Annotated in this window: 17 protein-coding genes and 1 pseudogene; 3 read left to right on the forward strand and 15 right to left on the reverse strand. The window is 34.0% G+C overall.

Annotated elements, in window-relative coordinates; all coding sequences use genetic code 11:
* Positions 1 to 70: 70 nt before the first annotated feature.
* Positions 71 to 712, reverse strand: coding sequence for an MBL fold metallo-hydrolase (locus QA612_RS14750; protein ID WP_278284579.1), 642 nt, complete (start codon positions 710 to 712; stop codon positions 71 to 73).
* Positions 713 to 993: 281 nt separating this feature from the next.
* Between QA612_RS14750 and QA612_RS14755 the strand changes: the two genes are divergently transcribed.
* Entirely contained in the window at positions 994 to 1,176 is a 183-nt protein-coding gene (locus QA612_RS14755; RefSeq protein ID WP_278284580.1) for a DUF2759 domain-containing protein, read from the forward strand.
* A 52-nt stretch (positions 1,177 to 1,228) separates the two neighbouring features.
* Here QA612_RS14755 and QA612_RS14760 read toward each other — a convergent pair whose 3' ends face one another.
* The 6 genes and pseudogenes from QA612_RS14760 to QA612_RS14785 all read right to left on the reverse strand — a co-directional run bounded on the left by QA612_RS14760 (position 1,229) and on the right by QA612_RS14785 (position 4,930).
* Complete coding sequence (locus tag QA612_RS14760; protein ID WP_278284630.1) at positions 1,229 to 1,549, reverse strand: MTH1187 family thiamine-binding protein; 321 nt, start codon at positions 1,547 to 1,549, stop codon at positions 1,229 to 1,231.
* Between the two features lie 69 nt (positions 1,550 to 1,618).
* A pseudogene (locus tag QA612_RS14765) lies at positions 1,619 to 2,287 on the reverse strand (DUF1385 domain-containing protein); the annotation flags it as partial.
* Between the two features lie 30 nt (positions 2,288 to 2,317).
* Positions 2,318 to 2,908, reverse strand: a complete 591-nt coding sequence (locus QA612_RS14770) for a hypothetical protein (RefSeq protein ID WP_278284581.1) — start codon at positions 2,906 to 2,908, stop codon at positions 2,318 to 2,320.
* A 231-nt stretch (positions 2,909 to 3,139) separates the two neighbouring features.
* On the reverse strand, positions 3,140 to 4,105 hold the full coding sequence (locus tag QA612_RS14775; RefSeq protein ID WP_278284582.1) for an ROK family glucokinase: 966 nt from the start codon (positions 4,103 to 4,105) through the stop codon (positions 3,140 to 3,142).
* A 68-nt stretch (positions 4,106 to 4,173) separates the two neighbouring features.
* Positions 4,174 to 4,380: a YqgQ family protein gene (locus QA612_RS14780; protein ID WP_278284583.1), complete on the reverse strand. Its 207-nt coding sequence runs from the start codon at positions 4,378 to 4,380 to the stop codon at positions 4,174 to 4,176.
* Between the two features lie 34 nt (positions 4,381 to 4,414).
* Positions 4,415 to 4,930 (reverse strand): hypothetical protein, encoded by a 516-nt coding sequence (locus QA612_RS14785; RefSeq protein WP_278284584.1) that lies wholly within the window; start codon positions 4,928 to 4,930, stop codon positions 4,415 to 4,417.
* A 148-nt stretch (positions 4,931 to 5,078) separates the two neighbouring features.
* Here QA612_RS14785 and QA612_RS14790 point away from each other — a divergent pair, with 148 nt between their 5' ends.
* Entirely contained in the window at positions 5,079 to 5,477 is a 399-nt protein-coding gene (locus tag QA612_RS14790) for a YueI family protein (protein WP_278284585.1), read from the forward strand.
* Positions 5,478 to 5,857: 380 nt separating this feature from the next.
* Here the strand turns inward: QA612_RS14790 and QA612_RS14795 are convergent, their stop codons facing one another.
* Entirely contained in the window at positions 5,858 to 7,318 is a 1,461-nt protein-coding gene (locus QA612_RS14795; RefSeq protein WP_278284586.1) for a spore germination protein, read from the reverse strand.
* A 140-nt stretch (positions 7,319 to 7,458) separates the two neighbouring features.
* Here QA612_RS14795 and QA612_RS14800 point away from each other — a divergent pair, with 140 nt between their 5' ends.
* Positions 7,459 to 8,349, forward strand: a complete 891-nt coding sequence (locus QA612_RS14800) for a hypothetical protein (protein ID WP_278284587.1) — start codon at positions 7,459 to 7,461, stop codon at positions 8,347 to 8,349.
* 11 nt (positions 8,350 to 8,360) lie between these two features.
* On the opposite strand, the gene QA612_RS14805 is transcribed toward QA612_RS14800, so the two are convergent.
* From QA612_RS14805 to QA612_RS14835, 7 genes are all read right to left on the reverse strand, one after another.
* A complete protein-coding gene (locus QA612_RS14805) occupies positions 8,361 to 9,932 on the reverse strand; it encodes a rhomboid family intramembrane serine protease (RefSeq protein WP_278284589.1) in 1,572 nt (523 codons plus the stop codon).
* Positions 9,933 to 9,971: 39 nt separating this feature from the next.
* Positions 9,972 to 10,700, reverse strand: a complete 729-nt coding sequence (locus QA612_RS14810; RefSeq protein ID WP_278284590.1) for an HAD family hydrolase — start codon at positions 10,698 to 10,700, stop codon at positions 9,972 to 9,974.
* Positions 10,701 to 11,244: 544 nt separating this feature from the next.
* Positions 11,245 to 11,421 (reverse strand): sodium:proton antiporter, encoded by a 177-nt coding sequence (locus QA612_RS14815; protein ID WP_278284592.1) that lies wholly within the window; start codon positions 11,419 to 11,421, stop codon positions 11,245 to 11,247.
* Positions 11,422 to 11,513: 92 nt separating this feature from the next.
* Positions 11,514 to 12,476, reverse strand: coding sequence for an L-lactate dehydrogenase (locus QA612_RS14820; RefSeq protein ID WP_278284593.1), 963 nt, complete (start codon positions 12,474 to 12,476; stop codon positions 11,514 to 11,516).
* Between the two features lie 211 nt (positions 12,477 to 12,687).
* Positions 12,688 to 13,251, reverse strand: coding sequence for a 5-formyltetrahydrofolate cyclo-ligase (locus QA612_RS14825; protein ID WP_278284594.1), 564 nt, complete (start codon positions 13,249 to 13,251; stop codon positions 12,688 to 12,690).
* A 145-nt stretch (positions 13,252 to 13,396) separates the two neighbouring features.
* Positions 13,397 to 13,546 (reverse strand): 50S ribosomal protein L33, encoded by a 150-nt coding sequence (rpmG, locus tag QA612_RS14830; protein WP_278284595.1) that lies wholly within the window; start codon positions 13,544 to 13,546, stop codon positions 13,397 to 13,399.
* 104 nt (positions 13,547 to 13,650) lie between these two features.
* Positions 13,651 to 14,235 (reverse strand): hypothetical protein, encoded by a 585-nt coding sequence (locus QA612_RS14835; RefSeq protein WP_278284596.1) that lies wholly within the window; start codon positions 14,233 to 14,235, stop codon positions 13,651 to 13,653.
* Positions 14,236 to 14,426 lie beyond the last annotated feature (191 nt).

Genomic DNA, 14,426 nt, shown 5'->3' on the forward strand with positions numbered 1-14,426 from the left:
TGATTAACTCCCCAAACGACCTTCTATGTTCCCCATAGGAGGTCCTTTTTTTATTCCTTAGATCGATTGTTTACCAACCAAATCCATTTATAAATGGATTTATTTCCTTTTCTTTACCAATAGTTGTAACTGGACCATGTCCATTAGCAACAGTAGTTTCATCAGGAAGGGATAACATTTTATTATGAATAGAATCCATTAATGTATCATGATCTCCACCTGGAAGATCTGTTCTTCCAACGCCACCATGGAATAATACATCTCCTGAAAACACTATTTTTTCATTAGGCAAATAATACGACACACTTCCTGGAGAATGTCCTGGGGTTTCAAATACTTGAAATTCAAAATTTCCAATAACTATTGGACTTTCTGATGTTATTAGGTGGTCAGCATCCGCTACTGTTATTTTTTCAATTCCTTGAAATAAACCGGAACCGTTTAGATTTGAATTTCCTAACCAACCTTCCTCTTCTTTATGTACATACACAGGAGAATCATATTTATTTCTAACAGCATCAACGGCACCAATATGATCAAAATGAGCATGTGTTAATAAAATAGCCTTAATGGTTATTTTCTCCTCCATAAGCCAATGTATTAACTTTTCTCCATCACCACCTGGATCAATCATGATTCCCGAAGTCTTTTCATCATAAATAACATAACCGTTCGTTTGTAATGGTCCTAACGCAAGTTGCTTCCAATTCATTTTCTAGTACCTCCTTCGATCAATAAATTTATTTTACTACGGAGTGAAGATTTGTTGCAAACCGTGCAAACCGTCGTTTTATAAAAATTCCTCCTATGATAATTTTTCTTTTGTCACAACTTTGTTACGTTTTACTCGACAAACGTATGAAAAAACAGTAAAATATTAAATGTATTTATGGTCATACTATTTTTATTGATGGAGATTTAATTGTATCTTTTGTTAACACATATGCATAATCTTAAGGGTTAATTGATTACATAGTTGAAGGAGGAATGGACATGGAGTTAGGAATTATTACTCTTTTAATTACAATTTTAGCAGTGATTGGTTTATTTCGAGAATTTAAAAGAAAGAACTTCTTTGCTGTAGGGTATGCCGCTATTACAATAGCTGTTTTCGGATGGTTTTCAGTCATGACTCTTTACTCCGTTTTTTTCACAAGTGGTGGAGGAACCGTATAAAGAAGCGAACAAAAAAAGAACGGATAATCCGTTCTTTTTTTGTTCGCTTCTTTTATTCGTTGTCTGTTGTATTTAGTTTTTCCTGCACTGCATTTCGCTTCTTATCCATTGAAGATATACGATCACGGCGATCATCGATTCGAATATTCGTTGCAACTCGTTTATGCCCTAACTTAAACGGTACTTCATGAATTTCTTTAATCACTTCTAATAACACTGGTAAATCTCCTTCAATAAGGGTGCTCATAGGTGTTAATTCAACAATTATTTCCTTGTCGCTTGATTTTAATAAACGATGAATCTCTGCTACCACACTGGAAACACTTGTTGTATTTGATCCTATTGGAATTACTGTAATATCTGCTATAGCCATCTTTTTTCTCTCCCTTGCTACTTTTTTAATTTTATGAGGAAACTCTTTTAAAGCTAACCGACGATATGTACGAATTGCTAACTGCAAATGACCATCATTTGGTTCTAGAGTGGTTACTTTCTTTTGGAGCCAATAACTAACTTTCAATATCAAAGTATGTAAAATAGTTTCTCTTGTACGATTTATCCAAAAAATAAGTATTGGCCATATAAATAATGAAATAATGGCTGCCAATTCTAATGACTCTAATAATGAACGATTAAATAGCTGGTATAGCATCAACCATATGAGAAAGGTAGATAAAAAATAAACTACGATACTGTTTGTAGAACAGTATCTATTTGTAATGTCTGCTTCTTTTATTTCCTCACGGGAAGTGATGGAAATAATGCCTTTATAGCTAAATATTTTATGTTCTGCTCCATGATATTTCTTCAATTCTGTCGGAAACCAAAAGTGCGTTCCTATAAGGAAAAAAAGCAATACAAAAAAGGGGAAACCATTCCACCAATCCCATACCCCTATAAATACTGCAACATTGGGAACAACTGAAAATATTAGAATTGTAAACAAAATAATATGGTACCAGATAGGCATAGAAAGAAAAGCAAGTTTTGCTGCCTCTATTATGGAAGACAAAGTTATAGGTTTTATCCACGTTTTTTCATAGCTTTTATCTTTAAAAGATACTGCAATATATTTTCTTCCAAGAAACACAATCCCTTTTTGATAGGACATTCCCTTAACCACAATAGCTCCCCCTTAATATTAAGGCAACCTCATGGATCTTTCAATTACCCAATATTGATAAATGCCTTGAGCTTCTAAAGATTCTATAACTTCTTCTCCTTCAATTGGTGTATACTGTTGTTCGTCCCACGTATGATAATATTTCACTTCTAGAAAAACTGCTCGTTCATCTAATTCTGTTAAATCCAAAATAGCCAATCCTTTAGGACCAAACATTGTATTTTCATCTATATCATTTTCAAATGTCAATGCAATTCCTTCCTGAGTGAAGAAAGAGTCTTCCACTGCAAAAATGACGTCAGAGGATTGTAGCAACTGTAAAAAGCCAAGCCTTTCTGTGAATTCAATCGGTTTCATATTTTCGTTTAGAATAATAAATTCTATTATGCCATGTCCTAACATACCATCCTCAGGAAAATCCAGCCAATTCCATCTCCCTAATGCATGTGGGATGTTTTCATTCGTTGTCACTTCTAATTGAAATTCTATATGCTCATTAAGTTCTTCATTTGTAATAGATTGTGCTTGATTTATTGTCAGATAACCAAAAATAAACAAAAATACCATTACTGTTAATGGTAATAATAATACAATTCTATTTTGTCTCATATTTACTCCTTCTTTAACTCATATATGTAATAATAAACTAACCTGAAAATTGCTAATCCTAATATAGATATACTTCTAGTCCTTCGTTCAACACCACTTTACCTTGGTTTTGTTACGGAGTCTCGTCTTCATCACTCTCCCCCGCAGAACTTTGATTTGCAGCCAAGAGTGTGTCCGCGTAGGGCACTACAGTAGCGACAAGTGTATTTCCTTTACAGAATGTCAAAATAATTACATGCTTCGTTGCTTCCCTAACCAGGCAGCTCCAATAACCCCTGCATCGTTTCCTAAAATCGCCAATCGGATTTTGGTATCGGACGCTATCTTCGGGATAGCATACGTTGAAAAGCTTTTACTTATCATACTAAGTAAATAATCTCCAGCCCTTGATACACCACCACCAATAACGATAATTTCTGGATTAATAGCATTAGCTAGGTTAGCTAGAGCTAAGCCTAAATAATTCATGGATTCATTTACAACCTTTAATGCAAAAGCATCATTACCTTTTGCCGCATCTAAAACATCTTTAGAAGTTATATCTCCTTGATGTTCATACACTTTATTTAGGATGCTTGATGGAGTAGCTTGTACACCTTCTTTCGCTAAACGCACAATCCCTGTTGCTGAAGAAACTGTCTCAAGACAACCAGATTTACCACAGTTACATGGTGCACCATCCTTCAGAACTACTGTAATATGGCCAATTTCACCAGCCATACCAAATTGTCCATGAACAATTTCTCCTCCTGCTACAATTCCACCACCAACACCTGTACCTAATGTAACGCAGAGGACATTGTTAGCACCATTTCCAGCTCCTCTCCACATTTCACCAGCAGCTGCAAGGTTGGCATCATTATCTACAAAAGTAGGTATTCCTATCTCTCTTTCCATTTCACTTTTTAAGTGATAGTTCTTCCATCCTAAGTTTACAGCCTCATAAATAAATCCCCTATCCACCTCTACAAAGCCTGGTGCACCAATCCCAATGGATTTTATCATTGACTGCTTTATTCCTCTTGAAACCATTTGTTTATGTAATGATTTTTTAATATCCCCCACAATATGTTTTCCATTATCATTTGTATTTGTTGGTATTTCCCATTTCTCTTTTATTCTACCCTCCTTATCTATAAAGGACAATTTTACGGAAGTTCCTCCTATATCAATACCGACAAATAAGTTCTTTTCCATATAAAATCATCCTCTTCTATATTAAAAATAGGCTTTGTTAACTTCTGTAATTTATTTTTACTACTTGATTAGGATTTATCTTTTATTTTTACTACAATATTCCGTTCCTTCATTAATAATAATCTTACATCTCGATAAAAAACTGCATCAATTATACCCATTTTATATAATTCATTTATTTCTTCTTCCATTAATTCAATATCCCCTAGTCGATCTCCTGTATAAATAATGGTACCGTGTTTTTTTAGAAATTGTTGTAACTCATAATAGGTCATGGAACACCATTCCTTAGTCTAATCTTTTCCTCTATTATACCAACTTAACTAAACCTAGAAAAACAAATAATAACAAGGGCAAATAAATAAACAATGAACGTGCGCGATACATTGTTTTCAATCGGAGCATAATGATAACCCCACCTAATATAGCAATTGCAAAAATGGGAAATATAAAAAGTAACAACCACGAAGAAAAACCAATTAATGCAAAATCTAACCCAACTAAGAAAAAGAATAACCCTAATATCGCCCAATGAATCCATCCATGATAAGGCACATAACCATAGGAAGGATGGAACTGTCTAAAAAAGAAAATAGCTGTCCCAATACTCAAAAGTATAATCATCATTTTCGTAAAAAACAACGGTAACCAACTAAAAATTGTAGCACCTAGAAGAACACCTATAAATAAACTTCCTGAACATAGAGCTGCGATTAAAATTAAAAAGTTAGGTATTGTAAACCAAACTTTCACAGCTAGTAATGTCCCAATTGCTAAACCAGCTATTCCCATAAATAATAAAAATAACATGAATGAAAAAAACATGATATTCCCCTCCCTCGGTACTATATTTATGAAGATATTGTATGATTAGGACAAGAAATTAAATTGATTAAACTAGAGTCAAATTGATATACTTACAAAAGTGGTAGTCTAGAGAATTGTTATCAATAAGGAAACGAGGGAAGATTTAATGTCCGAAAAAAAATTAAAGCAAATACTTCAACAAGGTATTTACGGTAAAGCAGAAACATTACCTGAAGAAAGAAAGTTATTTTTAGGAACGATTTCAGAAAGAATTTACTTAGCATTAACGAATAAGCAAGTCCTGAAGCATGGATTATACAATGAAGCAGTTGCAATAATGAAAAAACATAAAGATATTACTTTATATATAAATGGTTTCTTAAGTTACCCTGCCTATTCTAATTACGTACAATTAGCGAATCAGCAATCCATTCCATTTACTATTGTTAATGATGGCCACGCAACACCTATTGGAATCGTCCTAGCTTCTCGTGAAGCTATCGAGACACCCGAGGATTTCTTTATTAAGGATGAACAGTTTTATCGTGATATGCCTGAAGAATAACATTTCCCCCAAAAAGCACAAACCCAACGTCATTCATAAACAACGTTGGGTTAATTCATGATATGTGATAGGGAAGAAGACGGCTGAACGTTCGAGATCCTGCGCATTGTTAATTTGCAGGCTCATTGGCGATCTTCTATGTGCCTGCAAATCTCTTTTTCACTGTTTGCAGGTTCATTGACATCCCTCTCCGAACCCGCTAATTTGCTTTTTCCCTCCTATGTTCCTGTAAATGTTGTTTTTCCTATTGCGGGAACATTGGCCGACTCTTTCTTTCGTCTACCCTGAAAATACGCGAGATAAAAGTTGAACGAAGTATAGACAAAAATAGTTATTTTCATCCTCCATGGTGCAAATTTCCACTTTCATGGGGGCTATCTTTATTTATCAGGATCAACTGGATGTATAGCTCTTGGCCTACGGTTTTTAAGGGGCATAGGTGCTCGAAATAATACATCCCTTAATCCTCTACTATTAAAAGGAATAAATGGCCAAAAATAAGGTGTATCGTAAGCCTTCATCATAGAAAGAAAAAGAATTAATAAAAAGGTTGCTACCATATAACCAGGGACATGGAAAATAGATACGATAATCAACAAACCAACTCTAACTAACCGATTTGCTAAACTCATTTCATAGCTTGGTGTTGCAAATGATCCAACAGCTGAAGCTGCTAAATATAATACTACCTCGTGAGAAAACAAACCAACTTCTATAGCAACTTCTCCAATTAAAATAGCTGCAACTAATCCAAGAGCAGTAGCAAGTGCTGAAGGAGTATGTATAGCAGCCATCCTTAACATTTCAATTCCCGCTTCAGCAACAATAAACTGTACGATTAATGGAACTTGTCCTACATCGTTAGGTCCAATATAGGACAAACCATTTGGTAATAAATCCGTATTCATTGCAAATAAATACCATAATGGTAGCAAGAAAATAGAAGACCAAACAGCTGCAAAACGAACAAGTCGTAATGCACTTCCTACGACTGGCTTTTGACGATATTCCTCAGCATGCTGTAAATGATGCCAAAAGGTTGTTGGTGTAATAATAACACTAGGAGACCCATCTACTAAAACGAGAACATGACCTTCAAACAAGTGGGATGCCGCAACATCTGGTCTTTCTGTATAGCGAACGAGAGGATATGGATTTAAATGCTGACCAAAAATGTATTCTTCAATTGTCTTATCTCCCATTGGAAGACCATCAATATCTATTTTCTTTAACGACTTTTTAATATACTTCACTAAATTTGGATCAGCTATATCCTCTAAGTATGTTATGCATAGGTCTGAATTTGAACGTCTACCAATACTCACATACTCATTTCTTAATGAACGATCTCGTACTCTTCGCCTTATTAATCCTGCATTAAAAACGATTGTTTCCACAAAACCATCTTTTGAACCTCTTATCACTTGTTCAGTATCAGGTTCTTCAGGTCCACGAACAGGGTATTCGCGTGTGTCAACCAAAATAATATCTTCATAACCATCCACACAAAGTGCTGTTTGTCCTGATAACACCTGTACAACAACTTTTTCCAAGTCATTTGTAGTTTCAAGCTCAATATACGGAATCCTAGTTTTAATGAGCCTATCAATAACACTTCCCTTTACTTTTCTCGTGTCAAACACGAGCAATTCTCTTTGTATTTGAGTAATTGCTTGATCCTTCGCAAAAGCATCTACTGTAAAAAATGCCATTTTAATATCTGAATACTCAACATCCAGGTAAATAAGATCAAAGCTTTTATCAATTGCTAATTCATTTTTTAAATAAGAAACATTCGACTCTATATCTTTCGATGCTGGACGTTTTACAACTTGGCTCATAACTATCCTCCCCTTTACATTATTCATTTTGTGTAGTTCTTCTCCAAACAATTCGCAAAAATATTAATACAATGCATACCTAACCAATCCATTTCATATAACGTAATAGACAGGCTGTCTGGATAAAGGAGAGAGATAGAATGAAACTTCTAAAAGAAAAAAAAGTAATAGTAATTACATTTACATTATCTTTTACTATACTTATCCTTTTTTTACTAAAACCTTTCTATTTTGAAAATAAAACAAGTGTAACAATGACCTATTTTCCTGAAGACGATCAAGTTTCTTTTTCTGAAAAATCTACTGAAATTCAATTGTTAGAATTAAAGGATGAAAATGAATATTTATTAGAATGGCGCTATCACTCAGTGACAGATAGCACCGTATTTTTCCGAAAGGACATTTCATTATTGTTTGAAAATGGAAGTCTACTTGGGATAGAAACTGATAGCAAACAAAACACAGATAAATTAAATGGAGTTTCATCCATTCATGGAGAAGATAGCGGAAGACATGAGGCAATAACGTACCACTTTGCAGAAATTCATTATCCAAATGATTTAATTAAAAGTAAGTTTTCTATAAGTTCAAATACGTTATATGTCATAGACTCATCCTTGTCACCCATCTTAACGTTTAGAGAAGCTAAAAATACTATGGAGAAAAGAAGCAAGGAACTCCTAGACTCCATTATCGATCAACAACTAACATACATTTGGGAAGGATTAATGGAAGAATTTCAAATAGATCAGCGTAATTATTACCTCATACCATTTAATAACATAGATTACTATGTAGATCAGCCACTACCTTCCTTTAGTAGAGAGAAATCAACTGAAATCATTGGAAAGCTTTGGGATGGTTTATATCGAACCTATATATCAGGTATCGATACGTTTAACGATTCAACTTATAGTCCAATTGGAAGTTCAATTCCTCTCATTTTACTTCATAATGAAGGTGGACATTTAATTATTTTATTTGAAACAGCCGACGGGACAAAGCAGCAGTTATTACAGCATATAGAATAACCGACCAATCTTTAGTTGATTAGTCGGTTTAATTCTTCTTTTAAACTTTCATAGCTACTATTACCTGGTTCTATCCTCAGCGCTTCCTGTAACTGATTCAAGGCATCCCTATAGCGGCCTTGTTCATAATATATAAGGGCTAAATTATAATGGGCCTGATGAAATTTGGGATCTCTTTCCACCGTTATTAATAAGTTCTCTTCCGCTTCATTTAATTTGTTTTCGTGCGCTTGAATATAGGCCATATAAAAATATGCTTCCGTTAAAACAGGCTCAGTTAGCTGCTCATCCACCTTTAGAATTTTTTCGAAATATTGCTTTGCTTCTTGAATCTGTTCATTATGCACCTGTTCCTCACCAATCTGAAAATAGATGATGTACGATTGACTTGTTAATTCTTTTGAATAGCCATAATAAAGTAGGAAACAAACACTAACAAATACGATAAATAAACTGGAGATTTTAATTTTCAAACCCTTTTGCGATGGTAAACCAACAATAGCCGATGCCGCAAATCCACCAACTAATCCACCAATATGTGCTCCATTATCAATCATTGGCACCATAAATCCAAAGGCTAGATTAATTATTAAAATGACAATCACATTCATTCCCATTGTCCTGAAAAAAAGCCGACGATGAATCAATCCAAAGTAGAGTAAAGCACCAAAGCATCCGAAAATAGCACCACTTGCACCCGCTGATACCTGCTCATTAAAAACAAAGCTTGCAACGGAACCAATAAAACCAGCTAAAAAGTAAATCATTAAAAAACGCAAGGAACCAAATATTCTTTCAACTGCTCCGCCCAAATAAAACAGTGCTAAGGAATTCATTAATAAATGAAAAATACCAATATGTAAGAACATTGCAGTAAAAAAGCGCCACCATTCACCTTCATGTATAAGAGGATTAAATTTTGCACCGTAATGAATTAACGACTCAATACTCGTAGTCGAAGCCTTTAATTCAATAAAAATAAAGATGGCTAAAATAATAGGCAATAACATGTATGTTACAAACGGTCTTCCATAAAAGAAAAGCTTTTTTTCTTGTTCATTTCGATTTTCAGAAGCTTGCTGAACAGAATATTTTAATGATTGTATGGATGGTTCTACGTCATGTATATCATCTAATGAAATATAGGTAGGCATTTCATTAAGTCCCCATTCCGTTGCTAACGGAAATAGCATTTGGTCCAACTGGTCATAGGGGATTAATATCGTTCTCTGTTGCTGTATTCCACCAGCAGTCAGTGGAAGGGCTTGATCAACAATATGGTCATAGCTATCTACCGGTTCAAATTGCGTTATAATTAGGTTCACAAAATTAGCTGACCGAAGACCTAATCTTTTCTTCAGCAATTTAGAACGTTCGTAAGTTTGAACAAGATCACTTTTCAAATCCCTTGCCCAATCAAAATCCTTTTGGGCTATTCGGATTACTTGATACGGTTCTTTACGATCATCTTCTATCCATACTTCCTCTCCATCATCATTTATGTAAATGACTCTCATACCCTCTTTGTTAATAAGATGATAGATGGTTTCCCAGTACCTTAGAATTACATTCAATTTATTCAACAATTCACCTCCTCCAATGCAAAAACTAGACGATTACTCCTAAATTGAAAGAAAATAACTCGTTACCTCTTCAAGTGTATGAAACTCTCCTAATGGTTTATGATTTGTATTTCTCTTCTCGTTCCTAGTATTTAAAAATATAGAATCCCAGCCTGCATCCATCGCACCTACTACATCATGTTTCCAAGAATCACCAATATAAAGAAGTTCCTTTGAATGAAGCTGAAGTCTTTTTTGTAAGCAATTAAAAATTTCCTTTTCAGGCTTTTCATATCCTACATCTTCCGAAATAATGATGTTATTTTTTTGAATCCATTTATTCAACTTTAAACGTTCAATTTTTCCACATTGAGTTTTTCTAGTCCCATTTGTAATAATGGCTAAAATAATTTTCTTATTTTTTAATAATGATAGTAATTCGTACAAGCCTGAATATGGTTCACTATAGTCATCAACACATTCTTCATAATTATTGTGAAAAAAATCAGCTATATGATCTCCATACGGTAAGCCTAATGATTTCATTGTTTCATTAAAACGGATTCTACGATATTCTCTTTTCGTAAGACCCTTTTCTTCAATTAGATACCAGTACTTATCACTGTTTATTTTAAATAATGAAAAAAATGTTTCTGTAGAAACAATAGGTTTAGACTGACAAAATTTATTTAAATACAATATATAGCAATGTTTGATAGCTTTTTTAAAAGCAAGTTCATGACTAAAAAGTGTATTATCTAAGTCGAAGCCTACTCCCTGCCATTTCATCACAATATTCACCTCACTTTTTATTATAGCAAGTTAACCATGTTTTTTCGATTTATGAGATTCTTTTACAAAAATTCGAACGTATGTATGAATCGATAAGGTTTAAACATCTCCCAAGCTAGGTAAACAAAAAAACTAAAGCGTAAGCTAGGTGGTACCTAGCTTGAGCCTTAGTTTTCTTAATTTCAACTTAAAATAGTCTACCCTGAATATAAGTGTTATCGAACTTAGCAGTATTAACACTAAAGGTTAAGTTAATCATTCGTTACATCCCACTTCGCTTTCACCACAAGGGTATAAGTGCGACATCTGCTCTGCTTCACTTCGTTTGCAATCGCAGTGTCTTCTTTACCGTGGGCAACGCCTCAGCCTCCACACTTCGCACTACCGTGCCAAATTGTCGGGTCTTCACCTGTTGCTTTTCCCACTGGAGTCTCGTGGGATTCCACTCATTCCAATTGGATTAAATTATTTTCATCCCCCATGGTGGAAGTTTGCTTGCATGAGAGGTCTACCCTGAAAAAAGTTTGTAGATATATATAAATTATCGAAGCATCTGGTACATCATTTTCTGTCTAATTGCTGGAATTCTCATAACTAATGCAACCGATAAACGACGAAGCCACCTTTTTGATAAAAATGCGTTTATCACGCGGTACCTTTTGCTAAATAAGCTCATAACTCCAAACATAATACCAATAAAAAGTAACATACGTTGCATGTTCATTCCTCCTTTTTATCGTTAGCTTGAGTTAATTTTCATTAAATTATGCTTTTGTTTTTAGGAATGTATTTGTATATCATGAATACATTTTAGTTTGTCATTTTAAAAATAGGGGACATAGCTTTCTTTAATACTTCTGCTGAATAATGTAGCTTCTTCTTTTCTTCATCATTTAAATCAATTTCAATTACACTTTCTACACCATTTCGACTAACAATAGCTGGAACACCAATATATAGATCATCTAAACCATATTCTCCACGTAAAAGTGTGGAAACTGTCAAAATAGAATGTTCATTTCTAAGAATTGCTTGAGTGAGCCTTTTTAAACCCATTGCAATTGCATAATGCGTTGCGCCTTTTCTTTCAATAATGTCATAAGCAGCGTCACGGACATTTATGAATATTTTATCAAGGTCTTCTTTTTTAGCATCAGGTTTAAAATTAGCCATGTATCTATCGATAATTTCAGAACCAATTCTCGTTTGACTCCACACTGGTAACTCTGTATCACCATGCTCCCCCATAATATAACCATGTATGTTACGAACATCAATATCAAAATATCGACTCAATAGGAATCTAAAACGAGCTGTATCAAGAATCGTTCCAGACCCAATGACACGTTCCATCGGAAGGCCTGAAAACTTCCATGTTGCATAGGAAAGAATATCTACTGGATTAGTAGCTACAATAAAAATCCCTCTGAATTCATGATTCATTACATCCCCAACGATCCCTTTGAATATCTTTACATTTTTTTCAATTAAATCTAACCTTGTTTCTCCAGGCTTTTGATTTGCACCAGCTGTAATGACAACAATATCTGCGTCTTTACAATCAGAATAATCTCCTGCCCAAATTTTCATTGGTGAACCGAAAGGAAGTCCATGATTTAAATCCATTGCATCCCCTTCTGCCTTCTCTTTATTTAGATCAATCAATACCATTTCATCTGCAACATTTTGATTAATTAAAGAGAATGCATAGCTAGAACCTACAAAACCTGTTCCAATAATAACAATTCTTGTTGTTTTGTTTCCAAATAACATGATTCATTTCCACCTTTCGTTTAATTTATTTTTCCATTATTACGACTAAATTATTTTATTATCTGATCATTCTTTTAGCTCAGATTTATTGGTTATTACTGGAAATATTATTCTAATTGTCTTGATGGTCTCTGAACAAACTCCAATACCTCAACATCCTTAAAACACTAATCCAATGAACCATGTAATGTCCCGACAGTAAATATTACTATCATGTATTAATTGTCCTTTTCTCTGTTATAAGTTTGTGAACTGGTACGTCATAATCTTCATAAGGTATTTCTTTAAGTAGCTGACACTCATAAAGTAAAGAACAAGTGGGAATCCTTTTCCCTTCTAAAAATCGATCAAAATAGCCTCCACCATACCCAATGCGATAGCCTTCTTTATTAAACACGATACCTGGCACTATTAATAAATCAATTTCCTCAGATTTGTACATAACAGATTTATCAGGATTTGGTTCCTTTAAACCATAAAAAGTTTCTTCCAGCATATCAAAGGATTCTATCTTATAAAAACATAATTTTTTTTCATTTGGGATACACTTCGGTACAACAACTGCCTTCCCATCAGACCATGCATTTGTAATAATTTCGTATGTATCTATTTCATCTCCAATAGAAACAGTAACTCCTACTACAGATGCCTCCTTCCACTGTTCTTCACTAAAAAGATTATGGTGGATTTTATTATCTTTCTTTCTTTTTTCATTTATGTCCATCTGTTTCATTAAAAGTTTTATCTTCTTACGTAAATCACTTTTGTTAAACACTTTTCTCTCCCCTAACTAGACCATTCTTACCATCTATTAATGAAGGAAACTTACCTGTCATCTATTCTACTACAATTAAATTAAAATAAAAAAAGAGTGACAAAATTACTTTAATAAAAGAAATTTTTGTCACTCTCATTTTATATTACTTCGTTTCACGGTGTAACGTATGACGGCCTAATCTTGGGCTATATTTCTTAAGCTCAAGACGGTCCGGGTTTTGACGTTTATTTTTAGTAGTGATGTAGTTACGATCGCCAGTCTCAGTGCAAGCTAAAGTTACTTGTACGCGCATGTTTTCTCCCTCCAAATCTCTAAACTAATTCATACCTTAAAATAATAGCAAAATTTCGTGATACTTTCAAGAGGAAGAAAAATTAACCATCATATTTAATTTCACTACTTCCCTGACAATAACTCATGATATTGGGAATGAAGCTCCTCTAATTCTGAAAGCTTATGACTTAAAAATTCCCATTCATACAAAAAACTTGAGGACTTCTTTTGCAGATGCATTTGGAATTCTAGTCCCCAACCATTACTTTTTTTCGTTAATGGTTGAAAATGTAATGGGTGTCCTTCTCCCCACTCATTAACGTTAATTTTCACCGTACTAAATTGCTCTCCTGTGCCATATTCACTTATTCCACCGAACAAACGATATCTACTTCCGTCATAAGCAACGAGTGCATCTTTACTAGGCGAGTAATACACTAAAGGGGAATCGTAGTTTTTCATTAATTCATATTTAATAAGGATAGAAATTGATAAAGGTTCGTAAGTGTTATTATAAACTACTAGTTTATTTAATCTCCTACCAGCAGATTTCATAGGTAAATTAATCCACTTCCAAGAAAAGGAGTGTTCTGTCCCCTCATGAAAGTGATCAAATTGCATAGGGTCTAAAACAACAGAAATATTATTATTCGTTTTAAAAGCATAATTTTTCGAGTAATCAACAGATTGCTGTGGTATAACTGACAAAATAATCCCTCCAAATGAATAGTTTTTCTCCACCTGTACTATTTAAGCTAGTAAGCTTGTCTCCTAGCTAACGTCCACTTGTTAACATAAAGTGTATTCATTATCATTTCGGTTCCTCTTCAGGTACAAATAGGTTTAATTTAATCTTACCGATAGTAACGCCCTTCAACAAGAAGGTATTTTTGTCACTA

Source organism: Evansella sp. AB-P1, assembly GCF_029688925.1.
Taxonomy (GTDB): Bacteria; Bacillota; Bacilli; order Bacillales; family Salisediminibacteriaceae; genus Evansella.